19 protein-coding genes and 1 tRNA gene are annotated in these 22,334 nt (G+C 40.1%); 10 read left to right on the top strand and 10 right to left on the bottom strand.

Going from position 1 to position 22,334, the window contains the following annotated elements; all coding sequences use genetic code 11:
• The first annotated feature begins 31 nt into the window (after positions 1 to 31).
• Entirely contained in the window at positions 32 to 2,332 is a 2,301-nt protein-coding gene (locus FG28_RS09175; protein ID WP_036386389.1) for an FdhF/YdeP family oxidoreductase, read from the top strand.
• Between the two features lie 3 nt (positions 2,333 to 2,335).
• On the opposite strand, the gene FG28_RS09170 is transcribed toward FG28_RS09175, so the two are convergent.
• Together FG28_RS09170 and FG28_RS09165 are read right to left on the bottom strand one after the other, a co-directional pair.
• The gene (locus FG28_RS09170; protein ID WP_036382196.1) at positions 2,336 to 3,514 is read right to left on the bottom strand and encodes an acyl-CoA dehydrogenase family protein; all 1,179 of its coding nucleotides are present in this window, start codon (positions 3,512 to 3,514) and stop codon (positions 2,336 to 2,338) included.
• Positions 3,515 to 3,560: 46 nt separating this feature from the next.
• A complete protein-coding gene (locus FG28_RS09165) occupies positions 3,561 to 4,271 on the bottom strand; it encodes a tRNA1(Val) (adenine(37)-N6)-methyltransferase (protein WP_036382194.1) in 711 nt (236 codons plus the stop codon).
• Positions 4,272 to 4,441: 170 nt separating this feature from the next.
• On the opposite strand from FG28_RS09165, the gene FG28_RS09160 reads away from it, so the two are divergent.
• Positions 4,442 to 5,014 (top strand): hypothetical protein, encoded by a 573-nt coding sequence (locus FG28_RS09160; protein ID WP_036386387.1) that lies wholly within the window; start codon positions 4,442 to 4,444, stop codon positions 5,012 to 5,014.
• A gap of 60 nt (positions 5,015 to 5,074) precedes the next feature.
• Here FG28_RS09160 and rimM read toward each other — a convergent pair whose 3' ends face one another.
• Together rimM and FG28_RS09150 are read right to left on the bottom strand one after the other, a co-directional pair.
• A complete protein-coding gene (rimM, locus tag FG28_RS09155) occupies positions 5,075 to 5,602 on the bottom strand; it encodes a ribosome maturation factor RimM (protein WP_036382192.1) in 528 nt (175 codons plus the stop codon).
• Positions 5,603 to 5,613: 11 nt separating this feature from the next.
• Positions 5,614 to 6,195, bottom strand: a complete 582-nt coding sequence (locus FG28_RS09150; protein ID WP_036382190.1) for a 30S ribosomal protein S16 — start codon at positions 6,193 to 6,195, stop codon at positions 5,614 to 5,616.
• Between the two features lie 297 nt (positions 6,196 to 6,492).
• On the opposite strand from FG28_RS09150, the gene FG28_RS09145 reads away from it, so the two are divergent.
• From FG28_RS09145 to FG28_RS09120, 6 genes are all read left to right on the top strand, one after another.
• A complete protein-coding gene (locus FG28_RS09145) occupies positions 6,493 to 6,948 on the top strand; it encodes a PA2169 family four-helix-bundle protein (RefSeq protein WP_036386384.1) in 456 nt (151 codons plus the stop codon).
• Positions 6,949 to 7,086: 138 nt separating this feature from the next.
• On the top strand, positions 7,087 to 11,472 hold the full coding sequence (gene dnaE / locus FG28_RS09140; protein WP_036382188.1) for a DNA polymerase III subunit alpha: 4,386 nt from the start codon (positions 7,087 to 7,089) through the stop codon (positions 11,470 to 11,472).
• Positions 11,473 to 11,575: 103 nt separating this feature from the next.
• Positions 11,576 to 11,893, top strand: a complete 318-nt coding sequence (gene trxA / locus FG28_RS09135; RefSeq protein WP_036382186.1) for a thioredoxin — start codon at positions 11,576 to 11,578, stop codon at positions 11,891 to 11,893.
• 80 nt (positions 11,894 to 11,973) lie between these two features.
• On the top strand, positions 11,974 to 12,903 hold the full coding sequence (locus FG28_RS09130) for a DUF58 domain-containing protein (RefSeq protein ID WP_036382184.1): 930 nt from the start codon (positions 11,974 to 11,976) through the stop codon (positions 12,901 to 12,903).
• 126 nt (positions 12,904 to 13,029) lie between these two features.
• A tRNA-Asp gene (locus tag FG28_RS09125) sits at positions 13,030 to 13,103 on the top strand.
• Between the two features lie 235 nt (positions 13,104 to 13,338).
• Positions 13,339 to 13,848, top strand: a complete 510-nt coding sequence (locus FG28_RS09120; protein ID WP_197062573.1) for a metallophosphoesterase — start codon at positions 13,339 to 13,341, stop codon at positions 13,846 to 13,848.
• Here FG28_RS09120 and FG28_RS09115 read toward each other — a convergent pair.
• Positions 13,827 to 14,618 carry an IS3 family transposase gene (locus tag FG28_RS09115; RefSeq protein ID WP_231562676.1) on the bottom strand — a complete coding sequence of 264 codons (792 nt, stop codon included), beginning with the start codon at positions 14,616 to 14,618 and terminating at the stop codon, positions 13,827 to 13,829. The two genes, FG28_RS09120 and FG28_RS09115, sit on opposite strands and share 22 nt — an antisense overlap.
• 35 nt (positions 14,619 to 14,653) lie before the next feature.
• On the bottom strand, positions 14,654 to 14,920 hold the full coding sequence (locus FG28_RS20780; protein WP_036382181.1) for a transposase: 267 nt from the start codon (positions 14,918 to 14,920) through the stop codon (positions 14,654 to 14,656).
• Between FG28_RS20780 and FG28_RS21120 the strand changes: the two genes are divergently transcribed.
• Positions 14,873 to 15,301, top strand: coding sequence for a metallophosphoesterase (locus FG28_RS21120; protein WP_197062571.1), 429 nt, complete (start codon positions 14,873 to 14,875; stop codon positions 15,299 to 15,301). The genes FG28_RS20780 and FG28_RS21120 overlap by 48 nt on opposite strands.
• Before the next feature lie 153 nt (positions 15,302 to 15,454).
• On the opposite strand, the gene FG28_RS09105 is transcribed toward FG28_RS21120, so the two are convergent.
• The 4 genes from FG28_RS09105 to FG28_RS09090 are packed head-to-tail and all read right to left on the bottom strand — an operon-like array spanning position 15,455 to position 21,326.
• Positions 15,455 to 15,985, bottom strand: coding sequence for a hypothetical protein (locus FG28_RS09105; RefSeq protein WP_141673427.1), 531 nt, complete (start codon positions 15,983 to 15,985; stop codon positions 15,455 to 15,457).
• Between the two features lie 24 nt (positions 15,986 to 16,009).
• Positions 16,010 to 19,720: a hypothetical protein gene (locus FG28_RS09100; protein ID WP_036382176.1), complete on the bottom strand. Its 3,711-nt coding sequence runs from the start codon at positions 19,718 to 19,720 to the stop codon at positions 16,010 to 16,012.
• A 29-nt stretch (positions 19,721 to 19,749) separates the two neighbouring features.
• Positions 19,750 to 20,538, bottom strand: a complete 789-nt coding sequence (locus FG28_RS09095; protein ID WP_036382173.1) for a nucleotidyl transferase AbiEii/AbiGii toxin family protein — start codon at positions 20,536 to 20,538, stop codon at positions 19,750 to 19,752.
• Entirely contained in the window at positions 20,535 to 21,326 is a 792-nt protein-coding gene (locus FG28_RS09090; protein ID WP_036382170.1) for a type IV toxin-antitoxin system AbiEi family antitoxin, read from the bottom strand. The genes FG28_RS09095 and FG28_RS09090 overlap by 4 nt, the downstream gene beginning before the upstream one ends.
• 239 nt (positions 21,327 to 21,565) lie before the next feature.
• Between FG28_RS09090 and FG28_RS09085 the strand changes: the two genes are divergently transcribed.
• Positions 21,566 to 22,264 carry a hypothetical protein gene (locus FG28_RS09085; protein ID WP_141673437.1) on the top strand — a complete coding sequence of 233 codons (699 nt, stop codon included), beginning with the start codon at positions 21,566 to 21,568 and terminating at the stop codon, positions 22,262 to 22,264.
• Positions 22,265 to 22,334 lie beyond the last annotated feature (70 nt).

Here is a 22,334-nt window from a genome sequence, read left to right as displayed (position 1 = left end):
AGAAAGAGCAATAAGCAAATCCTTAAGGTCCATGGAAAACAAGATAAAGCGCAACATATCCCTAACCGGAAACATTAAATTTACCGGACTGCGCTTAAAAGAACCTATGCAGACCTCAGCAGGTCTTTTGGGAATAAAGGAAGCATTACGGCACAGTTTTAAGGAAATGGGCATAGCCCGTTCCATGCGAAGCTTGTTGGAAATGAACCAAGAAGACGGTTTTCGTTGCCCCAGTTGTGCTTGGCCCGTACCCGAACACCCCTCAAAAATTGCAGAGTACTGCGAAAATGGAGCCAAGGCTTTGGCTGATGAGGCCACTACAGAACATATTGGAGCGGATTTTTTTGCCACGCATTCGGTAGAAGAATTATCCCAATTGAGTGATTATGAACTGAACAAACTGGGAAGGGTCGTGGAGCCATTGGTCTTGAAGCCGAACAGCATCCACTACGAGTCCATTTCGTGGCAAGATGCTTTTGAATTGATCTCCGATGAACTTCACAAACTGAAAGACCCCAATGAAGCCATTTTTTACACCTCGGGCCGATCTAGCAACGAAGCGGCCTTTCTCTACGGTATGTTTGTTCGTGCCTTTGGCACCAACAATATGCCCGACTGCTCCAATATGTGCCATGAATCATCCGGGGTGGCCCTTTCCGAAACTTTGGGCATTGGAAAAGGTTCCGTTAAACTGGATGATCTGTACGGAGCGGAAGTGGTTCTGGTGGTCGGTCAAAATCCTGGCACCAATCACCCACGAATGTTATCTGCACTGGAAAAGTGCAAGAAGAACGGGGGCAAGGTCATCAGCATAAATCCATTGGCCGAAACGGGTATGGTCCGATTTAAGAACCCCCAAAGTGTTTCGGATATGTTGGGCAGCGGGCAAGCCATTGCCGATATTCATTTACCTGTGAAAATCAATGAGGATATTGCCTTGGCCAAACTGATCGTAAAAAAACTGGTTGCCCTCAATGCCAAAAATTCCAATATTCTTGATCATGAGTTTATTGTTGAATTTGTTGATGGTTATGACGATCTATTGAAGGATCTGGAACGCTACGACATGGAAAGTTTGCAACGAAGGACCGGCGTTTCCATGCGAAAAATTGACAAAACCGTTCAGTTGCTGGCCGAGAATTCCAAGATTGTAATCTGTTGGGCCATGGGCATTACCCAACATAAAAATGCGGTGGAATGCATTAAGGAATATGTAAATATCTTGTTGTTGAAGGGTGCTGTGGGCAAACCCTTTGCAGGAACCTGTCCTGTTCGTGGCCACAGCAATGTGCAAGGTGACCGAAGTGTGGGCATTATGCATTATGTGAACAAAGGCTTGAACAATAGAATTCGGGAACACCTCAATTTTGATCCCCCTACTGAAAAGGGATATGATACCGTTGAGGCCATTGAGGCCATGCACGAAAAAAGAGCAAAGGTTTTTACCTGCTTGGGCGGTAACTTTTTAATGGCTGCTTCGGATACAAAATATACTGCGGAGGCTCTTCAAAATTGTGATTTAACGGTTCAAATCAGTACTAAATTAAACCGAAGTCATTTAGTTACGGGCAAAACAGCGCTATTATTGCCCACTTTTGGACGTTCTGAAAAAGATGAGAAAAACGGAAAGCTCCAGTTTTTGACCATGGAAAGCAGTACGGGGAAAGTGCGTCAAAGTAGGGGGTTGCTGAAGCCTGCATCGAAACAAATTAAAAGTGAACCAGAAATCATTTCGCTATTGGCCCATACGTATTTTAGAGGCAATCATTCCATGAATTGGTATACCTTGGGACAGGATTACAACCTCATCCGAGCTTTAATCGACAAAACGGTAAAAGGGTTTGAAAACACCAGCGAACAATCCAAAGGATTTGGGTACTATTTGCCCAACAATGTCCGCAAGCGTGATTTTAGGATGCTTCCCAATGGCATGGCTCAATTATCGATTACCACTTTGCCGGACCACCAACTCCAATCCAATGAACTGCTATTGATGACAATCCGCTCCCATGACCAGTTCAACACCACCATTTATGGATTGAATGACCGCTATAGAGGTATTTACAACGAACGCAGGGTAGTGTTTATGAACGAAGCGGATATGGCAAATCGTAAATTGAAGAAATTGGATATTGTGAACTTGCACAGCAATTATGATGGGATTCAACGCACAGCCGAACAATTTTTGGTAATTCCGTATGAGATCCCCAAAGGGAACATGGCTGCCTATTTCCCGGAAACCAATTTGCTGGTCCCTTACAATCACTTTGCGGATAAGAGTCAGACCCCTATCAGCAAATCCATCAAAGTGACAGTGGAAAAAGTTGGCTAAAGTCTATTTAAACGCTGGAATACCCGTAATATCTGCACCAGTAATCAACAGATGGATATCGTGGGTGCCTTCGTAAGTGATCACACTTTCCAAGTTCATCATGTGCCTCATAATGCTGTATTCCCCGGTAATGCCCATACCTCCCAAGACTTGTCGTGCTTCGCGAGCAATTTTCAAAGCCATATCCACATTATTCCGTTTGGCCATGGAAATCTGCGCTGTAGTGGCTTTGCCCTCATTCTTTAACTGTCCCAATCGGAAAGCCAACAACTGTGCCTTGGTGATTTCGGTAATCATTTCGGCCAACTTCTTTTGTTGCAATTGATAGGCTGCAATGGGTTTTCCAAACTGAATCCTTTCTTTGGCATATCGAAGTGCGGTATCATAACAATCCATGGCCGCACCTATTGCGCCCCATGCAATCCCATATCGAGCGGAATCTAAACAACCCAATGGTGCACCCAGTCCACTTTTACCGGGCAGTAGGTTTTCTTTTGGAACTTTTACATTGTCAAAAATCAATTCTCCCGTGGCCGAAGCACGCAACGACCATTTGTTATGGGTCTCGGGAGTGGAAAATCCTTCCATACCCCGTTCCACAATAAGTCCATGGATTCGACCTTCTTCATTTTTGGCCCATACTACTGCTACATCGGCAAAAGGTGAATTGGAAATCCAAAGTTTGGCGCCATTTAGAACATAATGGTCTCCCATATCCTTGAACTTGGTTTCCATGCCTCCGGGATTGGAACCATGATTGGGCTCTGTCAATCCAAAACAGCCCATCCATTCTCCTGTGGCGAGTTTGGGCAGGTATTTTTTCCGCTGCTCCTCTGTTCCATAAGCAAAAATGGGATACATCACCAAAGAAGATTGCACAGACGCTGTGGAACGAACACCACTATCACCACGTTCAATTTCTTGCATGATCAATCCATAGCTGATTTGATCCAAGCCTGCACCACCATACTCTTCAGGAATGTAGGGGCCAAAAGCACCGATTTCGGCCAAACCACCAATGATTTGTTTAGGGAATTCTGCCTTTTGGGCATATTCTTCGATAATGGGTGAAATATCTCGCTTTACCCATTGGCGGGCAGCATCGCGTACCAGTTTATGTTCCTCGGAAAGAAGATCATCTAGATTGTAGTAATCTGGGGCTTCAAATAAATCGGGCTTCATCAATAGAAATTTTATTTGCCAAATATAACATTTAGTCCATTCAATGTTACATTTTTAAATAAAATGCTTGTGTCAATTCAATGTATTCCTTTGTGTATTGATGTCGCTCCTCTTCAATGATCAAACTATCTACAAGCGGTTCTTTTTTTGAAAACCCCAACTCCAATAAACTTCGTTTAACCTCTGCCCTTGGATTGCCCTTCACCCTAGTGATTCGGTTTAGGAACAAGCCAACACGTTTAGCCAAGTCGATGAAACTGTCTTCCTCTTTAAAAGGAACAATTACAGCAAAAACACCATCACCACCCAACAGTTTGGAAACGCCTTCCACCAATTCTTTAAACGGCAACGAACTGTTTTGCCTAGCCTTATCGCGTGATTCATCCCCGCTGGCCACTTCTTCTCCGAAAAAAGGTGGATTGGAAACAATTAAATCATATTTCTCGTCCATTTCATCCACAAACTCATCGAACCCGGCATGATAACAGAACAGTCGGTCTGCCCATGGCGATGCTTCAAAATTGGCCACACATTGTTCGTAGGCGTTCTCGTCCAATTCAATGGCATCGATGGTTTCTGCTGTTGATCTTTGGGCGAGTTGCAAAGCAATCAATCCGGTACCCGCTCCAATATCCAAAATAGCATTGGGTTGATGCCCCAAAGAGGTCCAAGCTCCTAATAATACCCCATCGGTGCCCACTTTCATGGCACATTGATCTTGGTGGACAGTGAATTGTTTAAAGACAAATGGTTTCATAGTCCAAATGTACTTATATATGGTATACGTCTTTACCTCACCAACTCAACTCAAGCATTCATAAAGTCAAATAGCCCATCCATTAGATTTGGATATTTCCAACCTTGTATATGGGTTACTTTCGGCACTTAATTGAAATAAAATCAAATTACCAATTAAACATTTTTATTATGAAAAAACTTTTTTATGCCTTCCTTGTAATGGCATCTCTGGTACAATGGGCACATGCACAGGAGCAGAACAAATTTCGCGTAGGACTTGACTTTGGGTATGTAATGCCTGATGGTGGAGGTGGAATTTTACTAGCCATTGAGCCCAAGTATAATATAGCGGACAATATGAACATTGGTCTACGTTTTGAATCTGCTGCCATGGCCAAGAATGTTGGTGCAACCGAAGCTGACCTCACTGCAAGTGTATCCTATTCAGGTACTTTTGATTACTATTTTCATAATGGAAGTTCTTCCTTTGCACCATTTATCGGTGGTGGAGTTGGCTACAGCTCTCTTGGCAATCTTAGCTCCAGTGTAGAAGTAGAAGGCGTCCAAGCATCTGTAGATTTAGAGGTTGATGGAAAATTTGGCGGTCTTGTTAGAGCTGGTTTTGAAGCTGGAAAATTTAGGCTGGCCGCTACCTACAATCTTATAGGCAAATCCGATCTTGGCGATGGCGCCGAAGTCAAAAACTCCTATTTTGGTATTTCCCTTGGTTTCTACCTCGGTGGTGGTAAGTGGAAAAAATAGAATCTTTCTGTTTTACTAAAAAAGGAAGCCCAAAAGCTTCCTTTTTTTATTCCAAACCATTTAGTTTAAATATAGATCCACCAACCCCTCTGGGGTTTTTACATGTATGGTCTTGTTTTTCCGGTCCACTTTGGTGATAATGTCATCGCTAATGGGAATCAACAGTTCCTTCCCATCTTTTTTGACTTCAAAAAGATCCTGTGAAGCACTATCGTTTACGGATTGTATGATTCCGATATCCCCATGAACCTCATCCATGAGGGTAAACCCGATTACTTCGTGAAAATAAAACTTGTCACCACTCAATTTGGGCAACATGGAAAGGGGCAGGTATAATTCGGAACCTATGATTTTATCCGCGGAAGCTTCATCCTTCACCTCTTCAAAATCGATACGGAGCAAAGCCGATTTATGAAGTCGGCAGCGGTCAATAAAAAATGGAACCAGATTTTGCCCTAATTGAACAAAAACGGATTCCATGTTTTCGTAGATTTCAGGTTCGTCGGTATCCAATTTCACCAATACCTCACCCTTAAAACTGTATTTTGATACGACTTTGCCCAGGTAGAAGCAATCTTCCTTGCGCATTGTCCGTAATCTTACTCTTCTTCTTTGGAAGCTTCTTCGGCCGCAGGGGCCTCTTCAGCCTCGGCAGTGGCCTCCTCAGCAGGAGCTTCTTCGGTAGCAGCAGCTTCAGTGGCTTCTTCTGCAGCTTCCTCAGCTACTTCCTCTTCAGCAGTAGCAGCTGCGATTCGTTTTTCGTTGGCTTCTTTCTCAGCTTTCAATGCTTCTGCCCTGGCTTCTGCTTCAGCTTTGCTCAAACCATCTTTTTTGGCCTGAACGGCAGCTTCTTTTTCTTCCAACCAAGCTTTGAACTTTTCTTCAACTTGTTCTTCGGTAAGGGCTCCTTTGGCAACCCCGCCCAACAAGTGGTGTTTCAGCAAAACTCCTTTATACGAAAGAATGGCTCTAGCGGTATCCGTTGGTTGTGCACCATTTTGCATCCATTTTACGGAACTATCTACATCCAATTCAATGGTCGCAGGATTGGTATTGGGATTGTAGATGCCCAATTTTTCCAAAAATTTACCATCTCTTTTTGCTCTGGAATCTGCGGCAACCACCCAATAAAATGGTTTACCTTTTTTACCGTGTCTCTGAAGTCTAATTCTAACTGGCATATCACATTAATTTGTAGGGTGCCCGACCCTGGTTATTAATTCTTTCACTTTAAAATGTCATTTCCGAGAAATCGGAAAATCTTCGCTTTTTGTTTTAGCGGGTGCAAATATACATTTATTTGTTTATTACACAGCTATTAACACACAAAAAAGTTAAACTGTTTTAACAAAGGTCGCAAATCCCGTTAAACCCATCTTAAACCTTTCTAACTGTTTGGATTTGGGTCGATTTCCTGTATCTTCTATATAGACGTTGTCGAAAGTCGACAGCCAATAACATAAATGAAGATGAAACCCATGAAGTACACCGTAGAAATGTCGAACAAATTGAACGAACTATTGGAAAAAACCTATGATGCTGAAAAAGGCTTTAGACAAGCGGCTGAAAAGGTAGATAATAAAACCATTAAAGAATTTTTTGAAAACAGCGCAAATCAGCGCTATAATTTTGGAAAAGAGCTAAAAGCAGAAATCATCTCTTTTGGACAAGCGCCCGATAAAGGTGGAAGCGCCAAAGGAACACTGCACCGCTCTTGGATTGACTTTAAGGCATTGATTTCTTCCAATACCGAAGAGGCCATGCTTGAAGAGGTGCTTAGAGGCGAAAAAGAGGCTATTGCCACTTACAATGATATTTTACAGGACAAAGATTTTGTATTGCCGCCATCCACTGAAAGTTTGCTGATGCGCCACAGAAACGCGATTCGGAAAACCTTGGAGACCGCTAATATTTTTGAAGCTGCAGTCTCCTAATAACAGGTTTTAAACAAAAAAAGAAAAGCTGGGAATTTCCCGGCTTTTTTTAGTTGATAAGTCGTAAAAACTCTATTTTTCCAAAACGGCCTTCTTCCGTACTTTTATTCATTGCTTTTTTGACCTACAATTGAATCTATGTACTTAATCTTTGATACGGAAACCACAGGACTCCCCAAGCGTTGGGATGCTCCCATTACCGATACCGACAACTGGCCAAGATGTGTTCAGATTGCATGGCAACTGCACGATGAACTCGGTAGTTTGGTGGAACATCAAGATTTTCTTATTCAACCGGATGGGTTCAATATTCCCTATGAATCCGAACAGATACATGGTATTTCCACGGCCTTGGCCGAGCAAAATGGTGTGCCGTTGGCAACCGTTCTCGAAGCCTTCAACAAAGCATTGGAACGAACCAAGTTCGTGGTAGGTCAAAATGTAGATTTCGACATCAATATTATGGGGTGCGAATTCCACCGCGAAACCATGGAAAGTCCATTGACCCAACTCCCTGTTTTGGATACCTGTACGGAGCATACGGCAGAACTTTGCAAGATTCCCGGAGGGCGGGGCGGTAAATTCAAGCTGCCTACCCTTACCGAGTTGCACGAATTTCTGTTTGGTGAAGCCTTTGCGGAAGCGCATAACGCAACAGCTGATGTGGAAGCTACCACCCGTTGTTTCTTGGAACTGGTTCGAAAAAAACAGTTTACCAAAGAGCAACTGGACGTACAACCCGATTATTTTGAACGGTTTACCGAAGCCAATCCGCAAGAGATCCAGCTCATTGGATTAAAGCACATCAATCTAAAAAAAGCTTCCAAGAAGATAGCCGATGCACTTTGGGCTCAGGATACCGGGGATATCTCGCAGGAAGAAATCCAAGAGAACATTGAAACCCTTGAGGACGCTCCGTTTGCCCATTTGCACAACCATTCCCAATTTTCGGTGCTACAGTCCACCATCAACATCAAGGATTTGGTAAAGGCCACTGCCCAAAACGGAATGCCCGCTGTTGCTTTAACAGACCATGCCAATATGATGGGCGCGTTTCACTTTGTGAAAGAAGTCATGGCGCACAATAAATCGGTCAAGGATAAGAATGCCGAGTTGGAGGAGAAAGGAGAACAACCCACCGAAAAAGAGATCATTCCCATTGTAGGTTGCGAATTCTTCGTTTGTGAGGACCACACCAATAAAAACGTAAAGGATTACGGCCATCAAATTGTATTACTGGCCAAAAATAAAAATGGGTACCGCAACTTGGCAAAAATGTCCTCCATTGCTTATACCAATGGCTTCTATTATGTGCCCCGTATAGACAAAAAAGTGGTGGAGCAGTACAAAGAAGATGTCATTGCCCTAACCGGAAATCTATATGGTGAAGTGCCCAGCAAAATATTGAACGTAGGTGAAAAACAAGCCGAGGAAGCCCTTTTATGGTGGAAAGAGCAGTTTGGGGATGGCCTTTACATTGAAATGATGCGCCACGGTCAAGAAGATGAAGACCGTGTGAATCAGGTTTTGTTACAATTCGCCAAGGATCACAATGTTAAGTTGGTGGCCACCAACAATACCTATTATTGTGATAAAAAGGATGCAGAAGCGCATGACATTTTGCTCTGCGTAAAAGATGGAGAGAAGCAGGCCACGCCCATAGGTCGAGGTCGGGGATACCGTTATGGATTGCCCAATCAGGAATACTACTTCAAGTCTTCGGACGAGATGAAGGAACTCTTTAAAGATGTTCCCGAAGCCATTCTCAACATCAAGGAAATCATTGATAAAATCGAGCCGTATGATCTCGCCAGTGATATTCTCCTGCCCAAGTTCACCATTCCCGATGAATTCAAGGTCAAGGAAGATGACGAAGACGGGGGCAAGCGCGGTGAGAATGCCTATTTACGCCACATCACCTACGAAGGTGCTAAAAGGCGTTATGAAGAAATTACACCAGAAATTAGTGAGCGCATCGATTTTGAATTGGAGACCATCAAAAACTCTGGCTATCCGGGATATTTTTTGATTGTGGAAGATTTTATCCGCGAAGCGAGGAACATGGACGTATCCGTTGGTCCAGGTCGGGGTTCTGCTGCGGGGTCGGTGGTCGCCTATTGTTTGGGCATTACCAATATTGACCCACTCAAATACGACCTCCTTTTTGAGCGTTTCTTGAATCCGGATAGGGTATCCATGCCCGATATTGACATTGACTTTGACGATGAAGGTCGAAGCAGGGTCATGGATTATGTAATCAAAAAATATGGTTCGAATCAGGTAGCGCAGATTATTACGTACGGTACCATGGCGGCCAAATCCTCCATCAGGGATACGGCACGGGTTCTAGATCTTCCATTGGGTGATGCCGACCGTATTGCCAAGCTTATCCCCAATATGTCCAAATTGAACAAGATTTTTGGGGTTGAGGAAGCTGATTTGCGAAAGAGATTCCGTTCCGATGAACTTGAAAAAGTCAATGAACTGTTGAACATCTCCGAAGGGGATGATCTCGAAGGGCAGACCGTAAAGATGGCCCGGGTGCTTGAAGGCTCGCTCCGAAATACAGGAATCCACGCTTGCGGGGTCATCATCACCCCAGATGACATCACCAATTTCGTCCCTGTGTCCACCGCAAAGGATTCCGACCTATACGTGACCCAGTTCGACAACTCTGTGGTTGAAAGTGCCGGGCTTCTTAAAATGGATTTCTTGGGGTTAAAAACACTGACCCTCATCAAGGACACGGTGAAAATTGTCAAGGCCAGAACCGGAATAGATTTGGTTCCCGATGATTTTCCATTGGATGATGAGAAAACATACGAGCTTTTCCAGCGTGGGGATACGGTAGGAATATTCCAGTACGAATCGCCGGGGATGCAAAAGCACATGAAAAACCTTAAACCTACGGTTTTTGATGACCTCATCGCTATGAATGCATTGTATCGTCCAGGGCCGATGGAATATATCCCCAGCTTTATTGCGCGGAAACACGGCGAGGAAGAAATCACCTATGATCTTCCAGATATGGAGGAATACTTGAAGGAAACGTATGGGATTACGGTGTACCAAGAGCAGGTGATGTTGCTTTCCCAAAAATTGGCAGGATTCTCCAAAGGTGATGCGGATGTGCTTCGGAAAGCGATGGGTAAGAAGATTTTTGCCCTGCTACAAAAATTAAAACCACAATTCTTGGATGGTGGCGAAAAGAATGGGCATCCAAGAGACGTGTTAGAGAAAATTTGGAAGGACTGGGAAGCTTTCGCATCCTACGCTTTCAACAAGAGTCACTCTACCTGTTATGCTTATATCGCTTACCAAACTGCCTATTTGAAGGCCCACTACCCTGCTGAATATATGGCGGCAGTGCTTTCCAATAATATGAACGACATCAAGCAGGTGACGTTCTTTATGGAAGAATGTAAGCGGATGGGCTTGGAAGTACTCGGCCCAGATGTCAACGAATCCTATTACAAATTTGCCGTGAACAAAGACAATGCGGTACGTTTTGGGATGGGTGCCATTAAAGGTGTGGGACGTTCTGCTGTGGAGACCATTGTAGAAAACAGAAAGAAAGACGGTCCGTACAAGTCTGTTTTTGATTTGGCCAAACGAGTGGATTTACGGGCTGCCAACAAAAAAGCATTCGAAAACCTTGCCTTGGCCGGAGGGTTCGATTCCTTTACGGATACACATCGTGCACAGTATTTTCATCATGATGGGGACGATATCACCTTTTTGGAAAAAGCGATTAAATATGGAGCGAAATTCCAGGAGAATGAGAATTCGTCACAAGTAAGTCTTTTCGGAGATGCCAGTGAAGTACAGATTCCAGAGCCTATCGTTCCACCTTGTGAGGATTGGGGCACCATGGAAAAACTCCGAAGAGAAAAAGAGGTGGTGGGGATTTACATTTCAGGCCATCCTTTGGATGATTTCAAAAAAGAGATTACCGCATTTTGCAATACCAGCGTTTCGGCCTTTACGGAATTGGAACCTTACGTCAATCGAGAACTTTCAGTTGCAGGGGTCATTACGGATGTGCAGCACCGGATTTCCAAAAATGGCAAAGGTTGGGGACTCTTCACCTTGGAAGATTATACGGATTCCCATGAATTTCGGATTTTTGGAGAGGAGTACCTCAAGTTTCGCCATTTTTTAATGATCAACTCGTTTGTATACGTGAAAGCTTTTGTGCGTGAGGGATGGGTTAACCGGGAAACCGGTAAAAAAGGAGAGCCCCGATTGCAGTTCAATGACTTTAAACAGCTTCAGGATGTGATGGATGCCTATGCACGTAAGCTTACCATAAAATTGGATGTGGCTCGTTTGCAAGAGCAACGCATTCAAACCCTCAAAGACACCTTGCGGTCATTCAAGGGAGAACATCCGCTCAACTTTGTGGTATATGAAATGCAGGATGAAATAAAACTCAAACTGTCCAGCAGAAAACAGAAGGTGAAAATCAGTAGTGAATTGCTATCGGCCTTGGAAGCCCATGAGATTCACTATAAGTTAAACTAGCCCATATAGGTTACGCTGATGGCACAATAATTAAAACGAATGCCCTGTGCGTAAGGTACATGGGCAATATTTGACTAACTTTGCGAATATTAAAATAAATAAGATGGCACTAGAAATAACAGATGCAACTTTTGACGAAGTAGTTTTAAAAAGCGACAAACCTGTCGTAGTAGACTTTTGGGCGGCTTGGTGCGGACCCTGTAGAATGGTAGGTCCGATCATTGAGGAAGTAAGCCAGGAATACGAAGGCAAGGCCGTTGTTGGTAAAGTGGATGTTGACGCAAATCAGCAATTTGCCGCAAAATATGGGGTGCGTAATATCCCTACCGTATTGGTCTTTAAAAATGGAGAGATTGTGAACCGTCAAGTAGGTGTATCTCCCAAGAAAGTTTATACAGATGCTATAGAGGCCGCTCTGTAACACCGTTTGAATACCGATTTTAAAAAAGGTTTGGCAATCGCCAAGCCTTTTTTGTTTTATCTTGAAGCCATAATCAGTATATGGACATACGGTCTGAACTTCATAAAGCGCAACTTTTCCAAAATCTGGAGCTATTGGCCAACCAGATTGTGGAAGGTTTTATCAGTGGTATTCACAAAAGTCCGTTTCATGGCTTTTCGGCGGAATTTGCAGAGCATAAAATTTACAATGCTGGCGAAAGTACCAAACACATCGATTGGAAACTGTATGCGAAAACCGACCGGCTTTATACAAAACGTTACGAGGACGAGACCAACTTACGGTGCCACATGATTTTGGACAACTCGGCCTCCATGTACTACCCTGATGTGAAAAAGCTCTCTATTGACAACCTCAACAAGATTGGTTTTGGGGTGTTATCCATTGCCGCTTTAATGCAAATCCTGAAAAAGCAGCGGGATGCAGTGGGATTGAGCATTTATTCCGATACCTATAACTTTCATGCCGGCGAAAAAAACAGCGAGCGTCATTTTCAGATGTTGTACTCCAAACTGAATGAGGTGTCGGAAACCAAAAGTACTTCGCAAACCACCAAAACATATACATTTCTGCATCAGATTGCGGAAAAAATCCATCGCCGGAGTCTTATTTTCTTGTTTTCGGACATGTTCCAGACCGAAACGGAAGAAGCCCAACTCTTTGACGCCCTCCGTCATTTAAAATACAACAAACACGCCGTGGTCCTTTTTCATTTGCTTGATGAAAAACACGAACTGGGTTTTGACTTTGAAAACACTCCAAAGCGCTATGTGGATGTGGAGACCGGGGAGCATATCGATTTATATGCGGATAACATTAAAAAGGCCTACTCCAAAAAAGTGCGGGAATATCAAGAAAGTTTGCAGTTAAAATGCGCTCAATATAGAATTAAATATGTGGGTGTGGATGTGCGGCAAAACTTCTCTCAAGTACTGAATACATTTATGATTGAACGACAGAAATTTGCTTAGGTATTTATTTTAAAAAAATGTTTTGTTGAATCCGAAATGAGAATGTATATTTGCACTCGCTTTAAAAAAGCAAATGAACAAGATTTGAATCCCGCTGTTGCAGGAGTCTAGTAAGATAAAATCATTGGTCTGGTAGTTCAGTTGGTTAGAATACCTGCCTGTCACGCAGGGGGTCGCGGGTTCGAGTCCCGTCCAGACCGCAAAAAGCTTCGAGAAATCGGAGCTTTTTTGTTTATATGCCATTGATTTTTAATAGGTTATAAATTAATTGAAAAATCATATTTCTTATAGCGTGCCGCATTCGTGCCGCATTTTTAATGCTTTTTTACTTCTTTGCGGCATTTTACACAAACCTATTTCACAAAAAGAAGGTTATGTAAAACTGTATAAAACGAATATATCTTCTTACTTTACTACCTCATAAAATCTCGTGAATTGAGAATACAATACTGCTCAGATTTGCATTTAGAGTTCCCGCATAATAAAAGTTGGTTGGCCGAATACCCTTTGATGCCAACCGCTGAAACTCTAATTATTGCCGGAGATACCCATTACCTAGGGCCTGAATATGCGAAACTTGATTTTTTCAAATGGGCATCTGACAACTATAAACGTACGTTTGTAATATCCGGCAATCATGAATATTATGGTGGCTATGATTTGTCTTTACATCAAAAGCCTTTTAAATGGGAAATTCAAAGGAATGTCTTCTTATTGAACAATCATGTTGAGATAATAGAAGACATTAGTTTTCTTTTTTCTACATTTTGGAGCCACATATATCCTGAAAATGAAAAATTTGTATCCAGTGGAGTCAATGATTTTTATAAAATCATGATTAATCAGAGACGGCTTACAGTTGATGATTTTAACATGAAGACTTACCCCTTTTCGTACAGCGGTAAATTAAACAAAATGTTTTTTCAAAGGGGCATGCCCCTTTGAAAAACCTCTAAAAATTCTTTCGGGCTGCTTCTCCCTAGTGACTTGTGGGGATGGAACCGATTGTATTCCTCCCTGAAGCGTTCCGTTTCCATATTTACTTCCTCGATGTCCCTGAACAAATGGGCGTCCAGTACATCTTCCCGATAGGTTCTGTTGAACCTTTCGATGAAACCGTTCTGGCTCGGCTTGCCGGGTTGTATATATTTTATCTCGATATCCTCCACTTCACAATAGTTTACAAAGACCCTGGATATAAATTCAGGGCCGTTGTCCACCCGTATGGCAAAGGGCTTGCCATGGATCTCTATGGCCTCCCTCAGATACTCCACCACCCGTATTCCCGGCATGGAGAAGTTTCCTTTCATACAAAGTGCCTCACGGTTGAAATCGTCCATCACGTTGAAGACCCTGAAGCTCCTTCCCGTAATAAGGCTGTCGGACATGAAGTCCGCGCTCCATACCTCCCTTGGTGCATCGGGCACCTCCAACGGCTCTTTTATCCTTTTGGGCAAACGTTTCCTGGTCTTTCTCCTGAGCTGCATGCCCAAGAGGCGATAGATCCTCAAAACCCGTTTGCGGTTCCATTTATGGCCCTGTTTGCGGATACGGTTGTAGAGCCAGTCGAAGCCCCTGTTGGGCTTGGCCTCGGCCAGTTCCGTAAGCTTGTCGATGACTTCCGTATCGTCGCGGCGGCTCCGATAGTACCACATCGAACGGCAGAGGCATACTATCGTACAGGCCCTGGCAATGCTCAGGCCCGTTTCATTGATGATGTCCTTGGCCAGTTCTCTACGCTCACAGGGCCTCAGAGCTTTTTTTCGATGATGTCCTTTAGAATTCGATGATCTAAGCTCAAGTCGGCGTACATGGCCTTAAGCCTTCTGTTTTCTTCCTGTAGCGATTTTAGCTCCTTGAGCTGCTGGGTGTCCATACCACCGTATTTGCGCTTCCAACTGTAAAAAGTAGCTGTGGTGATACCCTTGTCGCGACAGATGTCGGTGACCTTCATACCCGAATCGTACTGTTGCAACATCGCAACGATCTGTGTTTCTGTGAATCTGCTCTTCTTCATGATATAAAAATAGTTGATTTTTATACTGTCCGAAAAGCAGGGAAGCCTTCAAACAAGCTTCATAACGAAGCCTACACTTTCATTAGGGAAAATCTAAAACCTCTGAATGACAAAACTGTAGTTGTAACTCACCATCTGCCCACACCATTATGCAATTCCCCTGAATTTGAAGGTAGCCCCATTAACAATGCTTTTGTTGTGGATACAACTGATTTTATAACTAAATCCGATATTGATTATTGGATATATGGCCATATCCATAGAAATATTGGCAACGGCACAATGTTAGGAGACACTACAATGGTATGCAATCAATTGGGATACGTTCACATGAATGAGCACTATAATTTTTCAAGGGATAGTTTTATTGAAATTGCATGATGAAGTAAAATTCGCTTTCATACCAAGAGACATGATTCATATAAAATACGTATGATATGCGCTAAATTTTATAGTGTTTCGAAACTGTTTTTGTGTTCTAACTGATTAAATTTATTCTTGCATTTAAACTTAAAAAAACTAGCTAGAAGGTAATCATAAACAATAATTGTCAATTTCTTCCAAAATTTGATTTAGCATGTATCCATCTATTAATGATAAATCCAATTCTGTGGCAAAAGTACATAAGAAGTTATTTAGTTCTTGTACAGTTTCTTGTCTCAAATTGCTATTATTAGGTTCATAAATTTTATAGGCCAATTCCCTGCTAAACTTTTTATCGTATTCACTTTCGGAGTATGTGTCATCATCATATTCCAATTCATCTAAGTAGTGTAAATACCTTTGGTTCAATACCCAAAAGTATAAAGCGGTACGTTCTTCTTTTTTGAGATTATCAATAAAGTTTTCCAACTGTTCCAAAAGCTCAAATTCAAGTTCCATAGGTTTAGCATCAATGCCATAAAAATTAAGTCTTTGGATCAAGCCAGTAATTCTTTTGGTATTTTGCTTTAATTCAAAACAAAATGTCATCAATAACTTACGGAATACTATTTTTTTGACATAGTCAATCGTAACTTCATTGATTTCTTTTGTAACCAATAATTTATCCTCTACTGTAATCAAAGCTTTGCTTGTACGGTATTTAGTTTAGATTCCCCAATCTTTGAGGAACTCGTCTTTTCTCTCTCTTTCAATATATGTTTTACACAAGTATATTTTTCTTTCCAACTCGTTAATGAAATCCAGGGCCCCAGTATTGTTCTTCTTTTGGAGATATTCTTTGTACTTCTCGTATTCTGAGATTTTATATTTGAGCCTCGGGACTCTACTGCCAGAAAAAGTACTACTCAATACAACAAAATCAAGTTTTTGAAAGGTATTAAAATCGATGCCTTTATCTAAGATTAGGTCCAAGAACTCGAATCGGTGTTCATTAAAAAGAGATACTACTATATTAAAAACAGTGTAAACACCTTGTTTATCAGTAGTTTTCTTTAAATAGCCTCTAAGAAAATTTATATGTCTCTCTCTTTTGTCAATAAAAATATTGGTTATGTTATCTGGGTTGTCAGAAATCCTATGATATGGATTTGAATAGTTCAGTATTTTGGTAAATACCTCCTCATAGTTTTCAAGTTCCCAAAGTTTTTTGAAATCATTTTCCAATAATGAACTTTTTGATAAATAGCTTGAATCTTTGAAATGCAAATCCATTAGGCTTATTACGTAATCAGGGTCTTTTTCCAATATGATTTTTAGAACCTCAAGTGAATAGTCGAAATGCCTTTCGGTTTCGTCAAGAATTAGATAGAGATCTTTAACTACGCTCAATTTATCATAGAACAACCTAGGTTGTGTGTTACATATATAGATAAAAAATGTGTTCGGAACGAAAATTTGCCCTTGTCCTGCTCTGAACAAAAGTATGTCTAATACCTCTCCATAAGTCTTATACGTATCTTCAATAAAAGGTGATAATCTTTTAAGTAGCTCTTCAAGAAACCAGAAATATGTAATTTTCTTATTCTTCAAGTATTTCTTGAAAAATTCAAAATCCTCTTCAATAAGATATTTTGATGAAATAGAAGCCTGTAAGTTTGGCAAGTATGCGATATAAATATTTTTCGATAGTAGAGCTCTAAACTGAAAAATCTTTTCCCTGTTCAGTCGAAGCCTTGTGAAATAGTCCATATGAATTTCACTCGCATAATCAGACCTAACAATCTTTTTGAATAATTCCAAGAACAAGTCAAAGTTTCGATTACCAACAACTCTAAGCAGTCTTGATACTGATTGGGAAAGCATATATGCTCTTTCATTATGAAATTCCCTATTCTTATAAATTACATTTAAGTCATTCACAATCTTCATGTAATCTGACCTTGTAAAATCCTTGGTATATCTAGCTATTTGATTTACCTTGTATTTCTCATAATCATCATGCCCTAACCTCCTTTCTTTTCTTTCACTTTTAGTATCGGTCAATTTTTGATAAAGCTTGTAAGCTCGATTTTTCAGATTTTTCAATAGTTTACGTTCATTGCTAACCTGAATCCAGTTTAACCTGTCTACATAAGTTGCCAGTATAGCATTATCAATAAAATCATTAAAGTTTAGCTTCAGTTCATAAAACTCTAGAAGAAGAGTTTTGTCAAATTCAATGACAGGTAAGGATCTATTATGATATTCTAGGTTGGTTGAATATTCTTGAATGCATTTTTGACAGTGGAATTTCAGTTCTGCTCTTTCGTAACTCTCAAAAATAAACTTCCATAGTTTTTCTCTGAATACTCTTTGCTCCTCACTTAAGACAACATTATAATTCCCAATAAGTATTTGGTTGCCAATGCTGTGATTGGATTGATAATTATCTCGCAGAAAGGTTGGAGCAATAAAGAGAATAATTTTTGAATAAAAATCACGGTCATCCTGAATTCTTTCGTACAAAAAGTCAAAAAGACATATTTGCTGAAAATATCCCTGTTGGTAGCTATATCTATCCATAGATATTCTTTCAGTAAAAGACTTTAACAATTTGTGAAATCTCAATTCAGATTTCAAACCATACTCAGTGATAATTTTTAAGGCTAAAAGGAACTGTTCTTTTCCTAAATATTGAAATCTTATTAGGATTTCAATAGTCTTGTCTCCAATAGTATCAGAGTGTCTTTCGTTGAAGATTTTAAAAGTGTAATCGTTTGGATTATCTCCTTTAATCTCTTTTGTTTTTTTATCAAAATAACTAAGAGACTCATGGGGAATGTAGTAGTAAAAATCATCAATAAAGGAAATAGCAAGTTCTTTAGTTTTGATTTTTTGCCAACCTTCTTTAATATCATTTGAAATAAGTTCCCCAATCAATTCGAGACTAAAATTATTTATTTGCTCCTTAAGGATATGCCCAAGTGAGAACCTTCCGTGTTTATCTATGTATGCATCAATTAATTTGGAAAATGATATTTCTTGTTCTTTAAGAAATACTAAATACAATATGTATTCTCCTAAAATTTGGTCAGCAACCTTATAGATCCTCTCAAATTCATCAGCAATTTCAAGATTATATAAAATCCTAAGATTCTCCTCAAGTGTCAGTTTCGAAACTGAAAAATACTTTTCAATTTCACCGACTTGTGTTTCGTTTTCGAGATTAATGGTTTTAAAAAAAGACAATAGGCCTGCAACAGCTAAAAGGCTTCTATTTTCAAACGAATCAATACTTTCTTTCACCGAAGAAAAGTAGGTTTCCAGAATTTGTGATGGATTATTTAGCTTTTCCAATTCACCACTTTGGCCAGCAATAACAGCCATAATCGCAAGTCGGGGATTGCCTTTTGAGATATTGAATATTCTTTCGGCATAGTAATCACTTATATTATATTCATCAGACTGTAAAATCTTTCCTAGCTCATCTCTTGCAAATGGCTTGAGTTCAATAAGCACAAAATCATCAAGGAATTTTTGAACTTCCCCTTTAACATAATTTCGTACCGTCAAAATGATTTTTATCCGTCCTTTGTTTACTCTTTTTCGTTGAAAATTTAATATCTGTATTAGATTATCCTTGAGCTTGTTGGCATCGTCCAGCACCAATAAATAGTCTTTTTCAGGTAAAAGGAATATTTGTAAATCCTGCCAAATGTCTAGGTTTCCGTTAGCCCTTATATATTTTAAATCATAGTTTTTGTTCTCGCTTAAAAATAGTTTTGTCAGCTCTATCGATAGTTTTGTTTTACCTGTTCCTGCATACCCGGAGATTAGTAGAATGTCTTTCTCTTTGAGGTTATTTAATCCTTCTTCAATTTCTGTTTCTCTATTAAAAAACTCATTGGATAAAGGAGTTGCAAATTTTGACTTCTCATAATCTTCAACAAACTCAGATACCTCTAGAATTTGGGCTGTATCTATAGGTATATCTAATTTTCTTGCAAGAGAAGGATAGTTTTGGCTTATTTCGTTTGCTAAAATCCTTATGTCAACAACCTCCAAGCGACAATCTTCAGAATAAGCTGAGAGACATGTTTTAAGTTCCTCGTGCTTAACTGTATCATGGACTCCATTGAACATCAAGACAACCTTAATGATTTTTTCCTTCGGCACATCATTTTGAGAGAAACAATGGCTGATGTCACTTTTGAGCTTGGTAAGAATATCTCCAGTTTTGGTAGTTATTTCTACAAAAAGGTAATAATCACCGACCGGGATAAATGTGTCAGGGGTGCCTTTTCTGGATTTGTCCTTTCCCACAACAAGACCTGTAGGGTAAACAAAAGAATATTTGAAATTTAAGTATTGACGGCAAAGAACGGCAAAATCGTCTCCATTGATTGTAGTTAGTTTATGTTCTATTTGGGTTACCATAATAAACGACAGTTTTTTTAATCATCTCCTTATAGCTTTCCAATCAGATTCTCTTTTAACCACTCAAAAGCTAGCTCTTGGTCATATCCAATTCCTAATCTTAATAACCCCTCCATATCCCCAGTGAAATTAATATCATTTTCTTTTTCTTCAATGTTGATCAAGAATTCCTTTTGACTTGGTGGTTTCCCTGTGGAAAAAATCATATACTCCTTAAAACATTGAATAATGGATTCCGTGTCCAAGCTCATGTGCAAGTGCGAATAATCCAAATCAAAAAGATCCCTGCCTTTACTACGTTGGTATAAAGCTCGAAGTTTTGTCCCTAACAATTCATTTAGGTTATAAGTACGTATTCGAGCTTCCCCCGAAAACCATCGATTTTTGATTTCAAAAGGAAGCTCAATCCAATCCAACACATTGAAATGTTCCTTGCAATTGATTTCCAACTTCAATCGTCTTCTCGTATTTCCATATTCTGAGGCAAATCGGTATAATGCCTTGGCACCATGCCCCCTTACTTCTGTCCGTCTGGGCTCTTCGAAAAAGTCAATTATTTCTCCCAATCGCTGCATGATTGGCTTGATAGGACCCGGTTTTATCTGTACCAAATCAATATCCTCTGAATACCTTGGTGCTGGATTTAAATAGAGTTTGTGCAAGGCCGTGCCACCCCTAAAGGCCAAATTTTCTTTAAGAAAATCATCGGAAAAAATGACTACCAATGTTCGGCTGATAATCAAATCTTGCTCAATCTGGTCGAATGATTTCCATGGTGCATGTTCTTGCCATTCCACTATGTAGGGTCTTGGTATCATATATCGCTTTCAAGGGCTAAGTTCACATCAACTTTCCATTTGTTATCTACCGCACCTGGTTTGATTTTATCCGATGTATTCAACAGTACAGGGTAAAAACCATGCCTTTCCAAATACACAATAAGTGGCTCAAGCAAATCATTTTTTGGGTTTACATAATCCATCAAAAAACCCAATCGTTGTAAAACACTTTTATGCGGATACCATTGCAATAAGGAATTCATTTCACTTCCTTCAACTTCTTCTAAAAGTTCCTCAATATTTGCCAACATTCTGTTTATTCCTCCTAGCTTTCTTTGATGGTATATTAAATCCACAATGGTCAGTAATGGATCTGAAACATTAAAATAACCAGCATCAGATCTTTTTTGGACAATATTGGCCTGAGGCCAGTTAGAGGTAAGAAAAAAGTTTATGGCTATATTCTTTTTATGAATATCCAACATTCTAGTACCTTCGGTGATTATATATTCAGTCTGTGCTTGTTGATGGGCCGCTCCATGTAATTGTGCTGCCGAGTATAATCCAATGTAATAGGGTTTGCCCAAGTGTACAAATAGTTTATTGACATAAAGCTCCAATGGTATAACACTCAGCTTTGAATACCTTGGTGGTATAATAAGGTAGAACCCTTTTCTTAAGGCAATGATTTCTCCTTTCTCGGATAAATAGGCCAAATCCGTTGCAACAGCATTTGCGTCCTTCCCTGAATAAGCCATATATTCATCTCGGGAGAAGGAATATTCTTCCACTGACAATCTACTTTTGATAAAATCGGCGAGCTGCATTTAGTAAATTTAGAAGAATATTAGTAATTATTGCTATTATTCTCCTTTTTTTACTAAAAATTCTCTAGAGTTTTTACAATAGTCTGATTCCTTATATTGTATATTAAAGTTCAAAAAACGATTGATGAACTGTTTCTTTTAGGAGAAAAATACCAAAGGATATGATTTTGAAGTTCAATAATCTCATTTTCTGTATAGTTTTTTTCTCTTGTTTGGTTTCAAGTGCTCAAAAACTTTCTATGGAATTAAAGGGTAAAGTAGAAAGCAATACTACGGACGTCTCGGATGTTCATGTAATAAACACCCGGAAAAATCAAGCCACAATTACAAATCAATATGGGTACTTCAGAATTAAGGCAAGTGTTAACGATACATTGTGGTTTTCGGCAATCCAATTTGACAAATCATTTTTGGTAGTTGATGACAAGATTATAGAAAGTGAATTAGTAACTGTGGCTTTGGAGGAGTCCCTAACTGAATTAGATGAAGTTGTAGTAACACCGTATAACTTATCGGGGAATCTCCATATGGACATTCAGTCCATGAAATTTAAACCCACTGTAAGTTCTACCTCCTTACGACTGCCAAACGCAGAAGTTAAACCATTATCCTTAAATGAAAGAAAACTTTTCTTAGCTATGCAGGAGCAACTGCTGCACAGGCTTATCGATGAAATAACGGGTCACAACAAAAAGTTGAGAAATTCTGTTTCCGTGGACAAACTAGAAAAAGAGATTCAGACGATAAGGAATTCTTATCCGGATTCCCTCTATAAAGAAAGACTAAAAATACCATCAGAAAAGATAGATGATTTCATATATTATTGCGCTGTGGATACAATTTTCAACTCTACCGTTCAAAGTCGGGATAAACTCAAAATCTGGAGTTTTCTTGAAAGAAAAAGTTTGGCCTACCGAAAAAACAATTATCTGGATTAACTTTATTACAATAACAAAAGGCTGAGCGGGCGTAAGGTTCATGAAAAATAAAAAGTATGGTAAATCATAC

The sequence above is a fragment of the Muricauda sp. MAR_2010_75 genome, from assembly GCF_000745185.1.
GTDB lineage: Bacteria > Bacteroidota > Bacteroidia > Flavobacteriales > Flavobacteriaceae > Flagellimonas.
This window is presented reverse-complemented; position numbering and strand designations above follow the sequence as displayed.